General features: G+C 44.4%; 15 protein-coding genes and 1 pseudogene. 4 read left to right on the top strand and 12 right to left on the bottom strand.

Annotated features, from left to right (window positions below):
• Nucleotides 1–30 precede the first annotated feature (30 nt).
• Nucleotides 31–2,367: a ComEC family protein gene (locus ACGF63_RS15985; protein ID WP_387631974.1), complete on the bottom strand. Its 2,337-nt coding sequence runs from the start codon at nucleotides 2,365–2,367 to the stop codon at nucleotides 31–33.
• A 535-nt stretch (nucleotides 2,368–2,902) separates the two neighbouring features.
• Here ACGF63_RS15985 and ACGF63_RS15980 point away from each other — a divergent pair.
• Together ACGF63_RS15980 and ACGF63_RS15975 are read left to right on the top strand one after the other, a co-directional pair.
• On the top strand, nucleotides 2,903–3,715 hold the full coding sequence (locus ACGF63_RS15980; protein ID WP_036848565.1) for a 2OG-Fe(II) oxygenase: 813 nt from the start codon (nucleotides 2,903–2,905) through the stop codon (nucleotides 3,713–3,715).
• Nucleotides 3,716–3,719: 4 nt separating this feature from the next.
• Nucleotides 3,720–4,355: a LysE family translocator gene (locus ACGF63_RS15975; protein WP_036848563.1), complete on the top strand. Its 636-nt coding sequence runs from the start codon at nucleotides 3,720–3,722 to the stop codon at nucleotides 4,353–4,355.
• Between the two features lie 436 nt (nucleotides 4,356–4,791).
• Here ACGF63_RS15975 and ACGF63_RS15970 read toward each other — a convergent pair whose 3' ends face one another.
• From ACGF63_RS15970 to ACGF63_RS15920, 11 genes and pseudogenes are all read right to left on the bottom strand, one after another.
• Entirely contained in the window at nucleotides 4,792–5,259 is a 468-nt protein-coding gene (locus ACGF63_RS15970; protein ID WP_152962846.1) for a DUF6392 family protein, read from the bottom strand.
• Nucleotides 5,256–6,932 (bottom strand): annotated as a pseudogene (locus ACGF63_RS15965) (S-type pyocin domain-containing protein). Before ACGF63_RS15965 ends, ACGF63_RS15970 begins: the two are co-directional and overlap by 4 nt.
• A gap of 461 nt (nucleotides 6,933–7,393) precedes the next feature.
• Nucleotides 7,394–7,678, bottom strand: coding sequence for an integration host factor subunit beta (gene ihfB, locus ACGF63_RS15960; protein WP_021325190.1), 285 nt, complete (start codon nucleotides 7,676–7,678; stop codon nucleotides 7,394–7,396).
• 72 nt (nucleotides 7,679–7,750) lie between these two features.
• On the bottom strand, nucleotides 7,751–9,424 hold the full coding sequence (rpsA, locus tag ACGF63_RS15955; protein ID WP_036848559.1) for a 30S ribosomal protein S1: 1,674 nt from the start codon (nucleotides 9,422–9,424) through the stop codon (nucleotides 7,751–7,753).
• A 171-nt stretch (nucleotides 9,425–9,595) separates the two neighbouring features.
• Nucleotides 9,596–10,288, bottom strand: a complete 693-nt coding sequence (gene cmk / locus ACGF63_RS15950; protein ID WP_152962845.1) for a (d)CMP kinase — start codon at nucleotides 10,286–10,288, stop codon at nucleotides 9,596–9,598.
• Nucleotides 10,289–10,468: 180 nt separating this feature from the next.
• The gene (gene aroA / locus ACGF63_RS15945; RefSeq protein ID WP_387631968.1) at nucleotides 10,469–11,755 is read right to left on the bottom strand and encodes a 3-phosphoshikimate 1-carboxyvinyltransferase; all 1,287 of its coding nucleotides are present in this window, start codon (nucleotides 11,753–11,755) and stop codon (nucleotides 10,469–10,471) included.
• Nucleotides 11,756–11,882: 127 nt separating this feature from the next.
• Nucleotides 11,883–12,971 (bottom strand): 3-phosphoserine/phosphohydroxythreonine transaminase, encoded by a 1,089-nt coding sequence (serC, locus tag ACGF63_RS15940; protein WP_152962843.1) that lies wholly within the window; start codon nucleotides 12,969–12,971, stop codon nucleotides 11,883–11,885.
• Between the two features lie 160 nt (nucleotides 12,972–13,131).
• Nucleotides 13,132–13,296: a hypothetical protein gene (locus ACGF63_RS15935; RefSeq protein ID WP_387631964.1), complete on the bottom strand. Its 165-nt coding sequence runs from the start codon at nucleotides 13,294–13,296 to the stop codon at nucleotides 13,132–13,134.
• A gap of 136 nt (nucleotides 13,297–13,432) precedes the next feature.
• Nucleotides 13,433–15,898 (bottom strand): T6SS phospholipase effector Tle1-like catalytic domain-containing protein, encoded by a 2,466-nt coding sequence (locus ACGF63_RS15930; protein WP_387631962.1) that lies wholly within the window; start codon nucleotides 15,896–15,898, stop codon nucleotides 13,433–13,435.
• Nucleotides 15,886–16,401: a DUF3304 domain-containing protein gene (locus ACGF63_RS15925; protein WP_152962841.1), complete on the bottom strand. Its 516-nt coding sequence runs from the start codon at nucleotides 16,399–16,401 to the stop codon at nucleotides 15,886–15,888. Before ACGF63_RS15925 ends, ACGF63_RS15930 begins: the two co-directional genes overlap by 13 nt.
• Before the next feature lie 11 nt (nucleotides 16,402–16,412).
• Nucleotides 16,413–17,195, bottom strand: coding sequence for a DUF4123 domain-containing protein (locus ACGF63_RS15920; RefSeq protein ID WP_152962840.1), 783 nt, complete (start codon nucleotides 17,193–17,195; stop codon nucleotides 16,413–16,415).
• A gap of 1,478 nt (nucleotides 17,196–18,673) precedes the next feature.
• On the opposite strand from ACGF63_RS15920, the gene ACGF63_RS15915 reads away from it, so the two are divergent.
• Together ACGF63_RS15915 and ACGF63_RS15910 are read left to right on the top strand one after the other, a co-directional pair.
• Nucleotides 18,674–19,054, top strand: coding sequence for a type II toxin-antitoxin system RelE/ParE family toxin (locus ACGF63_RS15915; RefSeq protein ID WP_152962839.1), 381 nt, complete (start codon nucleotides 18,674–18,676; stop codon nucleotides 19,052–19,054).
• The gene (locus tag ACGF63_RS15910; RefSeq protein ID WP_152962838.1) at nucleotides 19,035–19,373 is read left to right on the top strand and encodes a helix-turn-helix domain-containing protein; all 339 of its coding nucleotides are present in this window, start codon (nucleotides 19,035–19,037) and stop codon (nucleotides 19,371–19,373) included. Before ACGF63_RS15915 ends, ACGF63_RS15910 begins: the two co-directional genes overlap by 20 nt.
• Nucleotides 19,374–19,453: the final 80 nt, after the last annotated feature.

Here is a 19,453-nt window from a genome sequence, read left to right as displayed (position 1 = left end):
TACCAACACCAAAAGAAATAGCGGGTTATTCTACTCATGATCACCACGAATACCAAACCACTGATGATACCAACGTGACATAATTTGTTGCCTGTAGTCCACAATTTCAACGTAATCGCCATAAAAACAACCCGTTATTTGCCCAGACACCGCGGTAGTACGCCATTCTGCCCCGGCCTTACGATAACGCCGCTGCACCTTGACCGAAGGGAGCCTCCACGGGCTATAGCGTGCAACAGAGGCCAATGCATATTGCGGCGCCACTGTATGAATAAAAGTTGCCGTAGATGATGTGTTACTACCATGATGTGGAACTTGCAATATCGTCGATCTTAAATTCTCTTTTTCTATTCCCAGCAGCTTATATTCCCCCGGCTTTTCCAGATCCCCAGTCAAAAGCAGGCTGTGTTTGCCATCATCTACACGAATGACACAGGATTCATTGTTACCCGCGTGTAATGATCTTGCCGGCGGCCATAATACACGGAAGCTCAACCCTTGCCAGCGCCACTGTTCACCGCGTATACATGGAAGATGTTCACTGTTAATTAAAGGGCTTCTGACAGGAATATCAGGATATTTCCGTTGTAAGAATTCCAGCCCGCCCGTATGGTCAAGGTGATCATGACTGATAATAATCTGCTCCGGCGTTAATCTGTGCCAACGCAAATAAGGAATTATCACCCTCTCGGCCATACTGCCGGTTTCCCAGCGATTACCGGTATCAAAAATCAGCGCCTTGCCCTCTTTTTCAATGATAACAGCCAGCCCATGCCCAACATCCAGCATAGAAAACCGCCATAGATATTCTTCGTTGCGCCTCAGATAACAGAGCATGACCGCTAAAGAAATGCCAATCAGCCATTTGTATGATTGCCACCAGGCGAATCGCCAGATAATGACAATAAACCAGGTAATAAATGTGATTAATAGAGGAAAACGGCCAGTTTCACTCCATGACTGTTGCAAAACTGGCAAAGGGATCAAAGAGAAGGTCACAGAGTAATCGACTAATTGCCATAATAAAGCGTGAATAACAGGGCAAAAAGTGCTTATTAATGCCAGCATAATCAACGGCACAGTCATAAAAGAGATGATTGGCACTGCCCAAAAGTTAGCAAATAAAGCGGCAAAATTAACACCATGAAACAATAATAGCTGGAGGGGAATGAGCATCAGCATCATGCCCATTTGCATATATAACCCACGCAACCATAGCCATTTCCAGCCATAACGAAATGGCTCAGTCAACGGTGCCCAGTAGAACCAGAACATCAACGCCATCACAGCAAAGAAGGAGAGCCAGAAACTATCAGAAAGCACGGTCAGGGGATCAAATAAGAGAATAATTGCGGCTGTCCACAATGCCCACTGCCAAGGGAAACACAGAATATTTCTGTAGCGTAAATAGAGCCAGAGAGTTAAACCAAGTAATGCGCGAATAGCCGGAATTCCCCAACCCGATAGCCAGACATAATTCATTGCCACTATCCAGCCAGTAATTAGTGGGAATTTGTGCCCTATCCAGCGTACAGGAAAGAAAAGTTGCAATACCCTTGCCATTCCCCAACCAAACATGCTGGCAATGGTAATATGCAACCCGGAAATTGCCATAAGGTGAGCGGTACCTGTCTGTTGTAATAATAAGTTATCCTCCTTACTTAGCCATTGACGCTCACCGAATGCTAATGCCATTGCAATGCCACTGTGTTTTAACTCACGCATGGCCGGAGCAATCTTACTGACCAGTTGCTGGCGTAAGTTACATTTATCGTCAATTAATTCAGCGTGAATGACTTTTCCGGTTAAAGGTTGACGGATAGCTAATGCCCTGCGCTGGCTATCATAACCGGCTTGATTTAGCTGACTATGAACTGGCCGTAATTTCATTTTTAGCTGCCATTTTTGACCGGCACACAGAGAGTTAAGTGGAATATTCCAATAGGCAGAGATATACAGTGGCGGGAAAATAATTTTATTTTCATCTGCAATAATACGCAGAAGAACCCTGTTTTTTCCTTCAATGACTTCATCACCTAATGACAAGCTCTCAACAATTCCCTGCGATAAGTGCTCTTTCTCACTAAGATAGATTATCTGTTCGAGCAGATGATTTCCCTGCCAGCATCCGATAAGAAATGCCAGCAACGAAATTGATACCATCCGGCAAAGATAGGATGGCAAAAACAAACAAAATAAAGCCAATAATATCAATGCAATAATCTGCTGTTTTTGCGGTAATTCAGGCAGAAAAAGCAAGGGTATAATACCGGCAATAATGGCTACCGCAGCCTGATTCACACTGATTACCGGAACAGGCTGTTTCCAGTTTGTCGTTATCCTGTTTATCAAGAGTGAAAGCCACATCCTTATTTACCCTATCCTTACCCTTTTATTTTACTCAACAAAGTATTTCTTATTATTTAAAAGGCTGCCAGAGGTATCAGAAGAATTATCAAACACCTTCGCAGATTAATTTTAGGTTAATAATAATTTCATATAAAAACGTGAGCAGCTTCGCAAACAGTCAGGAACTGTAATATTATTTTTCCTCTTTATATTCAGCACAGATATAGAATAAAATACATTGCGAATTCATACTCGCACTATAGACACAAACGCGCAACCCAAGCTATCAAGAAGTTATATTATCTATTTACTATTACCATTAAATCTATTGTTTTTGAAATCATTAGTAAAGGCTGTAAAATAAAAAATCATTACCACCAGGTATTATCTCTATTATTGAACACTAATTTGGCAAAGTTACAAAAATCACTATCTGATTTTTGTGATTAATATCGCATTGATTAAACATGAATAAGATTAGATTACTCTTTATACTCTATTTTTATGTGAAAAATCATCAGAAATCATGTTAAATACAAACAAGGTGGTTTTTATGAAAAATGAAATAATTTTATCTGACTCTTTACAAGAGAATGATCTCACTAGACTATTTAATGATGAAGCGTTAGCAATTCATGTAAAAAAATATGTCGATAGTCATATTTCAGACAAACTCTCAGATTTTTTCCTCACTCATGAGAATCTAGAACTTCACGCTCATGATTTAAAAAAAGGAGACAAAACTATTTTTGTGGATTATGGCGTTGATAGAGTTGGTATATCCTACAACACGACCTTTGGAAAATCCAAAGATAGCGATAGTTATAAAAAATATTTTGAGAACGCGTTATCCGCAATAAGAAATGTCAGAAATTTCTGTGCCCCAATGTTAGCCCCTTTCGATAAATTGCGTTTAGAGTTGGATGAAGTCTGGTCCCCGGGCGCCAGTATTGCAAACTTTGAAGGTAAAAAGATGCACGTTGGCATCGCCAGGGTGATGAAAAGGCCCGAACTCTCTTTCATGGTTGAAAAACAACCTCATTTTGATGGGCTTCAACAGCAATCTGTTAATTTGTTAGGGCAATTCTCGGTAAATATATATATAAAAATGCCGGTAAATGGAGGAGAGCTAGAACTGTGGGATGTCCCTGCAATTCCTATCACCGAGTTAATCGAAGATAATGCAGAAAATGATTGGCGAGGCACTCTTCCGCCTTCCATCCTTATTAAACCAGAACAAGGAGATTTGATCATAATAAATACCAGGAAGCCCCATGCCATTCGCAGTTTTTCCGATGGGTGTAGAATATCATTACAAAGCTTCATTGGATTATCACTAAATAAACATCTCATGCTATGGAATTAATTATATGGTTGATGTAATGAGTACATTAGGAACGTTTTTTCTTTTAGGATTGGGAGCTGCAGCTCCCGTTGGCCCTATAAATATAGAGATTATGCGCAGACACTTAAATATCAGTTGTCTTCACGCTGTGGTTTTCGGTTTAGGGGCTTGCTTTGCCGATATAATTTATTTATTACTTTTAGGTGCCGGGGTATTACAATTATTCTCTAATACTATTTTCATGCCTATTCTGGGTTTTTTAGGTGCGTTAATTGTCATTTGGTTTGGTATTACCAGTTTTCTAAATAAGAAAAACGAAGAAAACAGAAGTATCATACGAAAGCCCTATCACAGACAATTTTTTGATGGTGTATTTTTAACACTATTAAATCCATACAATGTTATTTTCTGGTTGTCTGTCAGTGCGCAACTCAACAATATTACATCAGGTAAATATAGTTTAGCTATTGGTGCATCAGGGACAATTATTGGTGTTATATTTTGGGTGGCATTGATTAATGCTGTTATATTTTTCTCCAGGAAAATGCTCAGTCATCGTGTTATTAAATTTATTAATTATACCAGTGGAGTCATTTTGATTATGCTTGGAATCTATTTCTTTTCATACTCAATAACATTATTCAATCTGCATTTTTCTTAAGCAGGAAACTGACGCCTGAGGAATGAATAAATTCTTGGCCAAACTAAAGTCATGGATACCCTCAGGCATAATTAAAAATTTCTTTACCTGTACTTAGAAAAAGATAAAATTAAAATAATCACGATAGTCTCATCACTTATCGTTGATCAAAAGAGAGAAAAATTCATTATGAAATATAATATCAGGTCATTTATGAACAATTAAAGTTAATGTTATCTCAATCAGTATATTATTTTCTCAAAAAAAATGATAAGAAAATCCTTTCGTTATCATTATTCATACTCAAGATATACCCTACAGTGAAAAAAACATGCTAAATGGTCGCCTTTATTTATATAACCCCAGCTCTTGATTAAACCAATTCATCTACGATTTTGTTTTTCAAACTGTTCGCAAATGAATTGGCTTTCAAAAAGAACCGCCCCTCTATTATTGACTACCAACGCACTTCTGATGTGGATAAAAACATTACAGAATCAACATGCTCAAACAGGTCATAATCAACCTGCATACTGGTTGGTATCCGAAAATCCAGTAGCGTATACAGTTCTGTCCAGCCAACATCTTTCTTGAGAAATTTTCGCGGCGGAAGAGCCTTTTCAGGCTTACCAAACTGCTCGTGAACCCATTTCCTAGACATTAAGGACTTCAAAGGAGAAGGTAATTCATTAGGGAATTGGTATGAGGGTCTCTTCTGATCAAGCAGAAAAAGCTCTACAACAAATAAAACCTTACCATCCCTTTTAAAAGCTAAATGCATACCCTCTTTAGCCATATTTAAAGTAATATCTGGATCTCCAGGGTATCCTGTTGGTTTCGTTTTATAAGGGATTAATCCTTCATTAAAAATTTCCTGATAAGACTTCCCCAGACTGTTTATTAATGCCTCTACGTTGACTGTCATTTATATAGCCTCTGTTCTTCATTAAGTTCGTGCATTTTTTCCCGAGCATTTTTAAGTTGCGCTTCTGATGCACCATAATCCTTTCATGCTGGAGTTATTGCATCAAAGTCTCTATCAAGAGCCGCCCGTAAATCCCTTGAGTCCTGCTCTATTTGATATGGAGTATTTCTCCCTCCATACGTAGCACTGAGTTTTTGATGTACTTCTGCCGGAATAATAATGGTAGCAGTATCCTTAGTTGCTTCATTTAATTCAGCAGGTGATACATTTGGATATAACTTTTTCAATTTAGCTCGAACCGCAGCAGCCGAAGGCATATGGTCAGCATGTGTTCCATTCCTCAGTCGTCCCGCAAAGTTTCTGTACAGATCTACCTCAAACAGTTTCACCGGCGGTTTACTCAAATACACATACACCGGCGGCATATTCGGGATCGGGAGGATCAGAATATAATCGCGGAAATCCTTTTCTTCCGGCATCGGCAACGATTCAATATCGCTGCCTACTTTTTCCGGGATTGGCAATACGGTGATTTGCAACGGAATAAACGGCCGTTCTTCATTCCCGGTATGAGTTGGAACCTGAAACTCCTGTTCGTTCGGTGTCCATAAAATCGTCGGCCTGTGCTCTCCCGGCTCCCAGAATTCATAATTACCCGTGGTCCGATTCAGTGTCATCATATGAACCGACACTTTATCCAGACCACTTTCCGGGCCGACGTGATACCCCTGAACTGTCATCCTGCCGATTTTTTCATCTCTGATCCAGCGGAAACGCACACGCGTCGGGGCTTTGCCAAACTGTTCAGCAATTTCACTCAGGCGATAGCGGTTTAAGTAGTCCTCTTCGCCTTCATTCAGCTTCGGTGAATAAAACAATCCCATTAACCCGACCGTCAACGGATTTGGGGCAGCCAGCCAACGCCCGGAGCTGGCAGCGCCACCGCCAATGTAACGCATCACCAGCGCTTCCCCATCCGCTACCGCGCTGCGGGTGGTGGCCGCCACTGCCGTAGCCGCCTCTTCAACCTTCTCCTTTCCACCGCCAAACCACCGTTTATACCACGGTAATTTTTTATCCTGCGGCTTATCCGGTTCAGGCGGGTGTTTTTTGCCCTGAGGAGGCGGTTCAGGCTTTTGCGCCGCTACCGGAGCGGGAGATGACGGCACCTGATATATCCCCATTCTGCCAAAGTTATTCGCGGGTTCAGCTTCGGTTCCCGCATCCGTACAGCCTTTGCCCCGCTGGCAGGATTTCGTAAACACCGGTATCGGCGGTGGGGGAGCCTGCGTCACAGACGGTGGACCGGGCTGAACGCTTCCCGCAGCCTTCACAGGCGAAGAGACAGTCTGCGCTGCCATATTAGTGGGAGCAACAACCCGGTCAGCAGGCTCTTCCTGCTTCTCATAGCTGTCCATCACGGAATTAATCAGCTGGGCCCGACAGGGGCAGGTGCTGACACTATCTAATGTGCCCGCCAATCGTCGTCCCATGCTAAACATACTGGGTACACCCCCGGCAATTATGTAAGTACCGGAATGTTTACCACAGGTGACATGATCCCCTTCACGCGCGGTTGCCCGCCCGTTAAATGTGATGGTCTGGTCACCGGTGATAATGACTCCACCACAGGTCGTTTTATCACCAACGAGCAGATAATAGCCCTTTGCCATCCTATTCGCCTCTCCATTGGTTTACCACATGAAGAGTGTTCCTAACTGAAATTATCATCATATTCTTACCACTTATAGGCTAATAGATGATCAATACTGCAATAGATTTCACTTAGAAAGATATAGGAATATTCCGAAAATTATAGAAATGAGGTTGATTGATTCTGGTAATTCATCATATCTCGTAACAATTTGGATACAATTTTTCAGCAAAGGCGGGAATCACAAATGAATTTAAAATCAATGGCAACATCGGTTTTATGTACCAAATGATTTTTTGGGGAAATCATGTCAGATTGACAAGATTATGGAGGCAGGTTTTCTTAACATAATAATCAGCTCTTTTTGTATGAGCCTTATTAGAATCAAAACGCTGACCAAAAGGTCAACACTTTGTTATTAATCTAAAACAGCACCCAAAGGTGCTGTTTAGAATAAGCAATAACTTGTTATCTTCAAACTTAATCGTAGATATTCACGCGATCACGTAACTCTTTGCCAGGTTTAAAGTGGGGAACGTATTTACCTTCCAGTTCCACTTTATCACCCGTTTTAGGGTTACGACCTACGCGCGCGGCACGGTAGTGAAGAGAAAAACTGCCGAATCCGCGCACCTCTATACGCTCACCATCTGCCAATGTTATTGCCATATGGTCGAGCATTTCTTTCACTGCATCTTCAACGGTTTTGGCCGAAATATGAGATTGCTGGCCAGCAAGTCTTTCGATTAATTCAGACTTGGTCATTAGTACCTCCCTAAACTACCGTACTTGGATAACACGAACGTGTGATGTGTTATCCACCGTTATTAACTTTAATTACTCGCCTTTAGCTGCTTTGAAAGCTTCAGCCATTGCGTTGTTAGCAAAGTTTGTGTCTTCTTGTTTGTTCACAGAAGCGATAGCGTCTTTTTCATCAGCTTCGTCTTTAGCGCGAACAGACAGGTTGATTACACGGTTTTTGCGATCAACACCAGTATATTTAGCTTCAACTGCATCGCCAACGTTCAGAACCAGAGTCGCATCTTCAACACGGTCACGAGAAGCTTCTGATGCACGCAGGTAACCTTCAACGCCGTCAGCCAGTTCTACGGTAGCGCCTTTAGCATCAACTGCGGTGACTTTACCATTAACAATAGCACCCTTCTTGTTTACAGACAGGTAGTTATTGAATGGATCTTCCGCCAGTTGCTTGATGCCCAGGGAGATACGCTCACGCTCTGCGTCAACTTGCAGTACAACTGCGGCAATTTCGTCGCCTTTTTTGTATTCACGAACGGCTTCTTCTCCGGTAACGTTCCAGGAAATGTCAGACAGGTGAACCAAGCCGTCGATGCCGCCATCCAGACCAATGAAGATACCGAAGTCAGTGATAGACTTGATTTTACCTTCAACACGGTCATTTTTGTTGTGAGTTTCAGCAAACAGCTGCCATGGGTTAGCTTTACACTGTTTCAGGCCCAAGGAGATACGACGGCGTTCTTCGTCGATATCCAGAACCATAACTTCCACAACGTCACCAACATTAACAACTTTGGATGGGTGGATGTTTTTGTTGGTCCAGTCCATTTCTGAAACGTGTACCAGACCTTCAACGCCTTCTTCGATTTCTACGAAGCAGCCGTAATCAGTCAAGTTAGTCACGCGGCCAGTCAGTTTAGTCCCTTCTGGGTAACGCTTAGCAATTGCCACCCATGGATCTTCGCCCAGTTGTTTCAGGCCCAGAGATACGCGGGTACGCTCACGGTCGAATTTCAGTACTTTTACTGCGATTTCATCGCCCACATTGACGATTTCACTTGGATGTTTAACACGTTTCCAAGCCATATCAGTAATGTGCAGCAAGCCATCAACGCCGCCCAGATCAACAAATGCACCGTAGTCAGTCAGGTTCTTAACGATACCTTTAACTTCCATACCTTCTTGCAGGTTTTCCAGCAGTTGATCACGTTCTGCGCTGTTTTCAGATTCGATAACAGCACGACGGGAAACAACTACGTTGTTGCGTTTCTGATCCAGTTTGATGACTTTAAACTCAAGCTCTTTACCTTCCAGGTGAGTCGTATCACGAACTGGACGAACATCAACCAGAGAACCAGGCAGGAATGCACGGATACCGTTCAGTTCGACAGTAAAGCCGCCCTTCACTTTGCCGTTGATGATGCCGGTAACAGTTTCTGCTTCTTCGTAAGCTTTTTCCAGCATCAGCCACGCTTCATGGCGTTTTGCTTTCTCACGGGACAGAACAGTTTCACCGAAACCATCTTCAACAGCGTCTAGCGCAACATCAATTTCATCACCGACCTGGATTTCCAGCTCACCCTGAACATTTTTGAACTGTTCTACAGGAATAGCAGATTCTGATTTCAGACCTGCGTCAACTAATACAACGTCTTTATCGATAGCAACAACGATGCCGCGAACGATAGCACCTGGACGAGTTTCAATAGATAGCAGGGATTCTTCAAAGAGTTGAGCAAAAGATTCTGTCATGTTAATGATCTTCAAGATTTCAATTTAACGTCCACTTAGCTTCCCGCCGAATGGGGTTGTTTTACATGCCCTGTCACTATTCCCTGTGACAAGGTTGTTTGGTTTGTGGGAAAATTTTTTAGCCCACGTACCTAATTTTCAGTACATCACCATCAATTATAAGCTAAAAACTTAAAATTGCTTAGGTAATGAAAGTGTTTTTTTCACATAATTTAGCGCTTTATCGATAACTTCTTCGATAGACATACTGGTTGAATCCAATATTAATGCGTCTTCAGCGGGCGCTAACGGCGCAACTGTCCGGTTACGGTCGCGATAATCGCGTTCCTGTATCTCGGATAAAAGACGTTCAAAGTTAACACTAAAGCCTTTTTCCTGCAACTGTAGCATACGTCTGCGCGCACGTTCTTCTGCGCTGGCATCAAGGAATATTTTCACCGGTGCATCAGAAAACACCACCGTTCCCATATCCCGACCATCAGCAATCAAACCCGGAGCAATGCGAAAAGCACGTTGACGCCGTAACAACGCCTCACGAACCCGAGGGAAAGCAGCTGCCTGTGAAGCGGTATTTCCCACCGTTTCGGTACGGATTTCATTGCTGACATCTTCCCCTTCAAGTATCACACTTAGCGTCCCTTTTTCCGGGACAAAACGGACATCAAGATTAGCCGCCAAAGGAACTAACGCGTCTTCGGACCGGATATCCACCTGATGATGAATCGCCGCCAGCGCCAATACCCGATAAATAGCACCTGAATCAAGCAGTTGCCAGCCTAAAGCTTCCGCCAATGCCTGACATAAAGTGCCTTTACCCGCGCCACTTGGCCCATCAACAGTTACTACTGGGGCTATCGCCACCATTATTGTTCTCCTTTCGCATGGCGAATTCATTCTTCGCCGGATGCTGAATATTTACTCAATAAAACAATCAATATCTGTAGTTTATTATACGCCCTCAAAAGGGAAGAGGAATAAGCGGATTCTACGGTAAGTAGGTTTTGATCAAAGAAATACGCTTTATTGAGTCATAATCGTCGCCAGTTATGACTTCCGCTGGCTTAATCTTTCCAATTGATTGAAATAGTCCGGGAAGGTTTTTGCTGTACAACCCGGATCGAGGATAGCAACCGGTGTATCAGACAGGGCCACCAGCGAGAAGCACATTGCCATCCGGTGATCATTATAGGTGCCAATTTCAGCCGGCAGTAACCTTTGTGGCGGTGTAATCCGGATATAATCTTCCCCTTCTTCCACTTCCGCGCCCACTTTACGCAATTCTGTTGCCATTGCATGGAGCCGGTCTGTCTCTTTTACCCGCCAGTTGTATATATTACGAATAACGGTCTCCCCTTCCGCAAACAGCGCGGTCGTGGCGATTGTCATCGCGGCATCAGGGATCGCATTCATATCCATATCAATGCCAGTCAGGGTGCCACGTTCACATTCAACGAAGTCATCACCCCAGCGAATTTTCGCCCCCATTTTTTCCAGGACATTGGCAAATTTGGTATCCCCTTGAAGGCTGTTTTTACCAATCCCAGTCACACGCACACTGCCACCTTTGATTGCCGCCGCCGCCAGAAAATAGGAAGCAGAAGACGCATCACCTTCAACCAGATAGTGACCCGGAGAGTGGTATTGCTGCCAGCCTTTAATATGGAAAACCTGATATTGATCGTGACTTATGGTAATTCCGAAACTTTTCATTAGTGCCAGAGTGATATCAATATAAGGTTTAGAAACCAATTCACCCTGAATATGAATCTCAGAATCCTTTTCTGCCAATGGCGCGGTCATTAGCAACGCAGTCAGAAACTGACTGGAAACACAGCCATCTACGGTCACTTTACCGCCAACAAAACCACCTTTAATGTGTAACGGCGGATAATTTTCCTGCTCCAGATACTCAATTTCCGCCCCCCCCTGACGCAAAGCATCCACAAGATGACCAATCGGGCGCTCTTTCATCCGGGGTTCGCCAGTGAGAATGACGTCATTTTTACCAAGACATAAAGCAGCAGCTAATGGGCGCATTGCCGTGCCCGCATTACCAAGAAACAGTTCCACCGGCCCTTTACTGGTAATCACCCCACCCATACCGTCAACTTCACAACAGGTACGATCATCAGACAGACGGTAGCTGACCCCCAATGCCGTCAAGGCATTGAGCATATGGCGGATATCATCACTATCCAGCAAGTTAGTCAGACAGGTTGTGCCTTTGGCGAAAGCCGCCAGTAATAATGCGCGATTGGAAACACTTTTTGACCCTGGCAGGTTAATGGTTCCATTAATAGAGGAAATAGGTTGCAGTGTCAGGGATTGCATAAATAACAGGATCTCCGATTCTCAATGAAATTATTTTAAGTATAAGTGAGATATTTTTACGTTTGAGGAAATATTTCCTTAACCCTGAATATTCCGGGAACGTTTGTTCCCGGTCATGGTTGGCAAGTTAGCCGTTACGGCGTTCAAAATCAGCCATAAAATCAACCAAAGCCTGAACGCCTTCTATCGGCATAGCATTATAAATAGAAGCACGCATACCGCCGGAAACACGGTGTCCTTTCAGTGCCTGTAATCCCTGAGCCTCTGCTTCTGCCAGAAATTTCCTGTCCAGTGAAGCATCTGCCATCTGAAACGGTACATTCATCAGGGAACGATTTTCAGGAGCAATCTGGTTGCGGTAGAAATCACTGTTATCAATGGCATGATAAAGCAGCCCGGCTTTGGCCTGATTACGTTTTGCCATCTCTTGTACCCCGCCTTGCCCTTTCAGCCACTTGAAGACCAAGCCGGAGAGATACCAGGCAAAAGTTGGCGGTGTGTTGAACATGGAATCATACTCCGCCAGAACGGTATAATCAAAAATCGACGGTGTTTCTTTACGGGCTTTACCTAATAAATCTTCACGAACAATAACCAGTGTGAGCCCCGCCGGACCAATATTTTTCTGCGCTCCGGCATAAATCATACCATAACGGCTGATATCCAACGGCCCGGAAAGAATAGAGGAAGAGTAATCCGCAATAATAACTTTATTATCATCAAAATCTGGATTTTCATGAATGGCGATACCATCAATGGTTTCATTCGGGCAATAATGGACATAAGCCGCATCATTGCTTAATGACCATTCACTCATTGGCTTAACGCCTTTCAAGCCATTAATTTCGGTTTTGATATTAATCACATTCGGCGTGCAATATCTTTCTACTTCTTTGACTGCACATTCAGCCCAGTAACCGCCATCAATATAATCGGCTTTAACATTATCACCCAAAAAGTTCATTGGGATAGCCGCAAATTGACCGCGGGCACCACCGTGGCAAAACAATACCTTATAATTTTCAGGTACTGACAATAAATCCCGCAGATCCTGTTCTGCTTCCTTTGCTACAGCAATGAATTCCTTACTGCGGTGACTGATTTCCATAATCGAAGTCCCGATACCATGCCAGTTACAGAGTTCCTGTTCTGCTCTGCGCAATACTTCAATCGGTAACATTGCCGGGCCTGCACTGAAATTATATACCTGACTCATTTACTTCACTCCATCTGACGAAATGATAATAATAACAATAAGAATCTGATATATCGGTTGTATCATTCCCCTTTCATTGCTGCAATGGTTATTCAAACGTTGAGCAAAACTATCGCAAAAATAGCCAATAAACTTGTTCATTCAACAACAGGTGGATTTCTTATTTTTTTCTCTTTTTATTTACGGTCATCAGCGGCAAGAACAATGTGAATGGCGAATCGGGTAAGGCAATAAATCTGATCGTAATAGCACGCTTAAGCGCCGGGGTAGGTTCCGTTGGATTCAGTAACGCTTGCGCAAAACATTCCTGATCAACCAGAGACAAACTTTCCGTATAAATAATACCTTAGCCACTTCTTGAGCAGAATGCTACTTTCAACTTCTGGTTTTTACTAGCATTCCCTTGCCTGATGCAAACCGGGTTGCATTTGACATCCCCACACTCCAAATATTAAAAGGCCTTAACTACGTTGAGAGGGCAATTCCAGCATGTTTCCTGCCCAGTGTGCTTTCAGTTTGTCTTTAGTAATCTGCAATCGTTGTTCTTCAATTAGCTGCCGCTGTTGGCTGGATACCTCACCCACATTATGAGTAAACGCTTGCGCCAACTCCGCATCAGGCGACATCGGGATCGGCTCACCTGTGAGTAAATTCCGCGCGCTTACTTTCCACTTGGCCACAGATTCTTTGTCTATCGCCCCCGACAACGCGTTGTCAATCTTTTGCTGTTTAATACTAAATAAAACACTGCCAGCCGGGTTCACTGCCCCCACCACATTGCCAGCCACGGTCAACACGGATAGGAGTTTGTTGCATTTCTTACCGAAATAAATCACCCGGTAACGAAAATAACCGCCCAGCGGCTCACGAGATCCCAACTCCTCATACATAAACCAAGCACGGGAATCATGCACCTGATCGTCATACAGCGCCCGCAGCAGTCCTTCCGGTGAATTTTGATAACCGGAGTTACCTACCGGAGGAAAAAGCCGTTTCACCAATACATCTCCAGCAGTTATCATCCGCCAATATTCCTGGATTTCATCATGACTACTCATCAGGTAAACAGCGTTGTACGGGATGATATTCAGGGTCAACTGCCATGACTGGTAATACTTCCACCATCCTTCCCGATAATCACGACCAAATTCCTCGGCAGCTTCTTTCAACTGTTTTTGGGACGATTCCGGGTCAAAGTCTGGGACGCCCGGAACTGGCACCGGTGGCTCTCCTCTCATGCTATTGATAACAAAAACCTTCCATTGTGCTTTCCGCTGCGCCAATACAGCATCCTGCTTTTCTTGCCGCGCTTTTTTACTCTGCTCATAATGAGCTTTATCCGAATCACGGTTGGGAGCATTTATAAAAAATGGCGTGTTTTTCAGCGTGCCGCCAGCATAACGGTTAATACGCCAAGCGGTCAGCCAATCCATCTGGATCTCCATCGCCTGTTCCAGTGTCACTGATGCCCGTACCGGTTCAAAACGAACCGCCTCTTCGGCAGACAATGGCTGTTCCGGCATATTAAGCCCCAAAGTGACTTTACGCCAAGCATTGAAGCGGCCGATTAATGGCGGAGCAACTTCAAATTCATCCAGCAACTCCGGAGATAAAGCACGCCAGATATCCTCTTTTAAATTTTGCGGAAGAGATATAGCATCGACTTTCAAAGGTGCTCCAATCTCAAACGCCGCCGCATACATTTCATGCAAGGAAATCTGTGATAACAAAAGATTATCCCCTTTTCCTCTCGCCTTACCCTGATCTCCCGGTGGATAACCTCCCCCTAAATCAGAATGCACACCGGGATAAATCACTTCCGTGCTGCCTTTCGGGTAAGTGCCGTCTGAACGACGAATGGAATCCATTGGAAAACACAGGCGCTGTTCATGAGTGGAAACCAGATGCACACAGCGTTTCACCAGTCCACCATAGGTTGCCTCCGACGGCAATTCCTGCGTACCATCGGCCCAAGCCATATGACCTTCGGAGACCGGGACAATATGCGCCACCCCAACCGACGCTACGGTGTCAAACAACCCAAGAAACTCCACGCTGATGGTCAGATTACAATCAGGATCGGTTTCATCTCTACGTTGCAAACACTGAGCAGGTTTCTGGTTCTCCTCTTTTGGCGGCGGCAACAATTCGGCCAGCCAGTTAACAAACGTCCGCGCCTCCGCTGCACCACGGGAAAAACCATACACATATAGCTTCATCCCGAGTAACTTACACTTACCTCTCCCCGATTGGCCGCGTGCAACTTTCAGTTCACGTTTTAAACGGGCAAATTGCTGATAAAACTCCTCATAGCGATTATGCGCACCACCCATGCCCAAGGTGTACCATGAGGTTGCCATTGCTTTAAGGGATTTTTGGCTTTCTGAGTTTGTCATCCATTTCTGCGTCAGGCTAAAACGGAGTACATCAATTAATCGCAACAACGCCCAGTTGATCCGGTCCTCACCTCGCTCACCAGCAGCCAGCCCCAGTGTGCTGTAATCCAAATCATCAATCTCCGGGAAAGGAGTTCCTACCCCGGGGATATAATACTTAAAGTACTTTCCTCCAGTACTTTCAACATCATCCAACAACGGCTTACCTGATGCACCACCTGCATAACCCGCCCCAATCGTCGCCTGAAAAAGACGGACAATATTGGTCGGATGGTTAGGAACAGCCTGATAAAGGTCGTTATACAAATTATTGCCAGTTCCATCAAAAAACAGGCTGACATGCAAAGTTTTACAGCAGGGAGGCACCACCCGGCTATTAGCCGCCAAGCAGAGTTCCTGATGATAAGCTCTTTCTTGGCTAATTTGTTGGCGGCAGTTTCGCCCAACCAGATAACCCTGAGCAGGCAACCGCCCATCGGCTGGAAAAGGTGCTGGCAACCAGACCGTATCTTTATGGTCTATTTCGGACATACTTGAGGTTCCTTCATTTTCAGAGGTTCTTTAATCGGGTAGTTAGGACTACCATAGGCGTAACAAGAGGTCGTGACCTTAATCTGATCACAAGGTAAGAAGTGCACGGTTATTCCACAGGTGTCCCCACCACTCTGGTAGTAAGGTACGGTGACTACCTTGCTATGCTGACGTTTCTGGGCATTGATTTTTTCTTTCCATGCCAAATATTCATCCCATTTGCCGAAACCGGGAAACCCTTCTGTCGTTCCTACCCCGGTTTCCCAATCTACCTTGACCGTCATCCCGGACCGCCACTTCTCCGGCGCCACATAGCAGCAGCCACCGCCGCCCCCCTGATATGGCCCGATAATGTCGATGCCGGGCCAACCATCCACACTGAACCGATTAATCGCCCACTTGGTATGATTAATCGCCATAATGACTCCCGCCTGTGCCGAAAACTGGCTACAGGCAGTTAATAGCAGGCATAAGACCACCAGCCTGCACGATTGTTTTTTCATCTTAAGCACCTTCACTCTTGCGATAATCTGGATTTAAGACGGGCGAGTACAAAGGATTCTCTATCATCATCCAGCAAGATATGAGCATCCGAGGCTTCTAACATCAAGACGTAGCAGTTGCTGAACAGTTGCTCAAGGGTAGCTCCTGGGTATTCATTTCTATTCAGTCCCAATACAAGAAGATGCGCATCAGAGACACACGAGAGGCGTTCCAGTTGCTTATCCGTGAGATTAATTTTCTCGATAATGCCATGAGCCGATTCTGGATCTCCCTTCCCCAAAATAGAGCGCAGAACCCCGTCACGATCAAGCCAGCTCCAAAACAAGGCAGGCCGGAGGAATTTTTGTTGCTGTTCTTCATCCAATACATGAGAAAGCAGCACTGGAAAAATGTGTGGGTTAAAAAAGCGTAAAATCCCCGCTTTTCCTGAATATGTCGCATCCACACACTGAATTAAATATCGAGACAAATGCTCAAATGACCATAGCGAACAGAAAACCAACAGTAGTGATTGTCCACCGAAGTGCAAAATAACTTCCTGCATCCATAGTCGCTGGTCAGGTTGAGTTAAATCAATCCGCATCAATATCGGGGCGGCATCTGCCGCCATTTCTTCTGGCAACCCTCGAAATAATGAACACCATTCAAACTCTGACTGAAAACTTTGCAATGCCGGAATGAGGGGTAATTTAGTACCTGATTGATCCACAATCACATCGAGGTAAGGGCGATTAGTGGCTTTGACAGACGTTTCAAGTGATGTGAGCCAATCGGTTATTTGAACGTTATTCATCGATTATTTCCTCTTAATATAAATCCTTGCACCATTTCCCATGCTCTTTTCAAACACTTTTACCTATTGATTCAGGCAGATCAGACAAAGGAGAATCCTGCTCAGCCAATTGCCGTTTTTCTAATAGCCTCTAGGTATCCGAAAAAATCATTTACGTGAAAAAAAGTCTCTGAGTCATTCTTTCAGATATTCACGTTATTCCTAATCTTCTATTACAAGGCTTATGATATTAGGAACTTTCAAACATAATGATGTGCCTTTGTTATTTCATCGACTGCTATTTCGGTTGTATATCTCCTTCATTCAACACCTCTTTTATTATCGCTACTGTTCCTAACGTGTTTCCATCAGTTAATGCGAATGATAATAGATTCAATTACGCCGAAGAGAATATGCCATCTCATGCCCTATTACTGATAAATTCATCATTACCCACAGTGGTTACAATTTAGGAATAGATCACAAATGTCGAAAAAAAATAGAACAGGCATAACCTTTTATCAATGTCTTTACCTATGATCAATAAAAAAATCATTCACCACAACAATAACAAACTTAAACAATAAGAATATTGCCAGACATATTTTTCAAAACCTGAATACTTCTTAAAATAATATCAACACTCAAAATTGAATAAAGTTTTGTAAAGTAAAGTATATATACTCTGGTTAAAAAGGATTTTCAGATATAAGCAAATAAGAAAACTTTTCGAAGAGAGGGAGTAAAAATCCCCCTTCATAGAAGGCTGTCTCTTATACAGAAGTCCTTCACTTAATGTGAAGGATTTTTTGAACGTGCGCCGAGCATGGCGCGTAGCGCTGCGAGGCGCTGTCTGTTAACTGTGGTGGCTAACAGACGACTTGGAGGTGAAAGTCCTCTACACACCCGGCAAGGGGAAGTGTTAGCGGAACGGCAAGGGTGTTGATCGTGAGATGAAATCTGAAGGAAGCCGAAAGCAAAATGCTGGCCTGACGAACAGGAAAGCGGTTTAGGCGGCGCAGCGGGGTAAGACGGTGTATATCGTCAAAGCCCAATACTTGCACAGAACGCTGTGACGTAGAGCCGACAGGCATAAGCAGGAAGGTCGCGCGAATTACCTCGGGAGCTCTGCCTTCTTGCCAGCGTGCTACTGACATCAAGAGGTGTCGGGATGAGGGGGCAGAAGTCAGCCGACGCCATAGTAGTGCCGCAAACCGGTAGCATGAAGGGCTGAACATGATTAACCGCAATTAGGACACGGATACTCGATGTGGATTAATGACGCACAAGTGCAAGACATTGCAGCCATAGGTGGAAACAGCGGACGGCACCGGCCTATTTGACGCGCTGGCACGATATACCGGCGGTGTTCGTTCGTTAGGCTGCACGCTGTTTTCCTACCGGCTATGCGGTTGCGTAATCGGATGGTTAATGGTGTTGCGGAATATACCATTTATGGTATAGTGAATTTACGCCATACCAGAAAAGGTATAATCAGGATGGGGCAACAAGGTGAAAAGCCGCTAGTGTGGATTGGCAGCAGCAAGAAAGATTTGCTGGATTTGCCGAAGGACGTGCAGCGCTTCTTTGGCTTTGCACTGGACTTCGCGCAGCGTGGCGAAAAGCATGATGCGGTGAAGGTAATGAAAGGGTTTGGCGGCGCCGGCGTTCTTGAAGTGGTCGAGGATGATATAGGCGGTACCTACCGGGCCGTGTACACGGTGAAATTTGACGAGGCAGTCTTTGTGCTGCATGCGTTCCAAAAGAAGAGTAAACACGGCATAGCGACGCCGAAAGAAGATATGGACATCATCCGCAATCGACTGAAAGTGGCCGCTGTGATGGCCCAGGAGATGAAAAATGAAAGAGAAAACCATTAATGGCGTAGCGGTTGAAATAAGCTCCGGTAACGTGTTTGCCGATCTAGGTTTCGCTGATGCCGAAAAACAAAAAATCAAATCTGGACTGGCCGTTGAGATCATCAAATCTATCAAGCGGCTGGGGCTGACACAAACCACCGCTGGCGAACGTATGGGGATCAGTCAGGCGAAGGTATCCCACCTGTTCCGGGGCGACTTTTCCAACCTGTCAGAACGTAAGCTGATGGAGTGTCTGAACCGGCTGGGCTGCGACATTGAGATCACCGTTAAGCCGACCACCGCCGAAACCGGGCATTTAATCCTGGCACATAGCGGGTAAGATCATATGCCCCTGGTCTGATGAGAGGGGCTAAACCGAGGGAAGCCAATGGACTTACTTCATGGTATTTATTCTCAGTA

It is taken from the genome of Photorhabdus sp. RM322S (assembly GCF_042879395.1).
Classification (GTDB): domain Bacteria; phylum Pseudomonadota; class Gammaproteobacteria; order Enterobacterales; family Enterobacteriaceae; genus Photorhabdus; species Photorhabdus khanii.
The sequence above is the reverse complement of the archived record's forward strand: the minus strand, read 5'-3'. Positions and strand labels throughout refer to the sequence as shown.

Excerpts from the sequence above, each read along its gene's own strand:
- serC (WP_152962843.1), bottom strand. The coding sequence starts at position 12,971 with ATGAGTCAGGTATATAATTTCAGTGCAGGCCCGGCAATGTTACCGATT.
- rpsA (WP_036848559.1), bottom strand. The coding sequence starts at position 9,424 with ATGACAGAATCTTTTGCTCAACTCTTTGAAGAATCCCTGCTATCTATT.
- ACGF63_RS15980 (WP_036848565.1), top strand. The coding sequence starts at position 2,903 with ATGAAAAATGAAATAATTTTATCTGACTCTTTACAAGAGAATGATCTC.
- ACGF63_RS15910 (WP_152962838.1), top strand. The coding sequence starts at position 19,035 with ATGAAAGAGAAAACCATTAATGGCGTAGCGGTTGAAATAAGCTCCGGT.
- ACGF63_RS15970 (WP_152962846.1), bottom strand. The coding sequence starts at position 5,259 with ATGACAGTCAACGTAGAGGCATTAATAAACAGTCTGGGGAAGTCTTAT.
- cmk (WP_152962845.1), bottom strand. The coding sequence starts at position 10,288 with ATGGTGGCGATAGCCCCAGTAGTAACTGTTGATGGGCCAAGTGGCGCG.
- ACGF63_RS15985 (WP_387631974.1), bottom strand. The coding sequence starts at position 2,367 with ATGTGGCTTTCACTCTTGATAAACAGGATAACGACAAACTGGAAACAG.
- ihfB (WP_021325190.1), bottom strand. The coding sequence starts at position 7,678 with ATGACCAAGTCTGAATTAATCGAAAGACTTGCTGGCCAGCAATCTCAT.
- ACGF63_RS15925 (WP_152962841.1), bottom strand. The coding sequence starts at position 16,401 with ATGAAAAAACAATCGTGCAGGCTGGTGGTCTTATGCCTGCTATTAACT.
- ACGF63_RS15975 (WP_036848563.1), top strand. The coding sequence starts at position 3,720 with ATGGTTGATGTAATGAGTACATTAGGAACGTTTTTTCTTTTAGGATTG.
- ACGF63_RS15920 (WP_152962840.1), bottom strand. The coding sequence starts at position 17,195 with ATGAATAACGTTCAAATAACCGATTGGCTCACATCACTTGAAACGTCT.
- aroA (WP_387631968.1), bottom strand. The coding sequence starts at position 11,755 with ATGCAATCCCTGACACTGCAACCTATTTCCTCTATTAATGGAACCATT.
- ACGF63_RS15915 (WP_152962839.1), top strand. The coding sequence starts at position 18,674 with ATGGGGCAACAAGGTGAAAAGCCGCTAGTGTGGATTGGCAGCAGCAAG.
- ACGF63_RS15930 (WP_387631962.1), bottom strand. The coding sequence starts at position 15,898 with ATGTCCGAAATAGACCATAAAGATACGGTCTGGTTGCCAGCACCTTTT.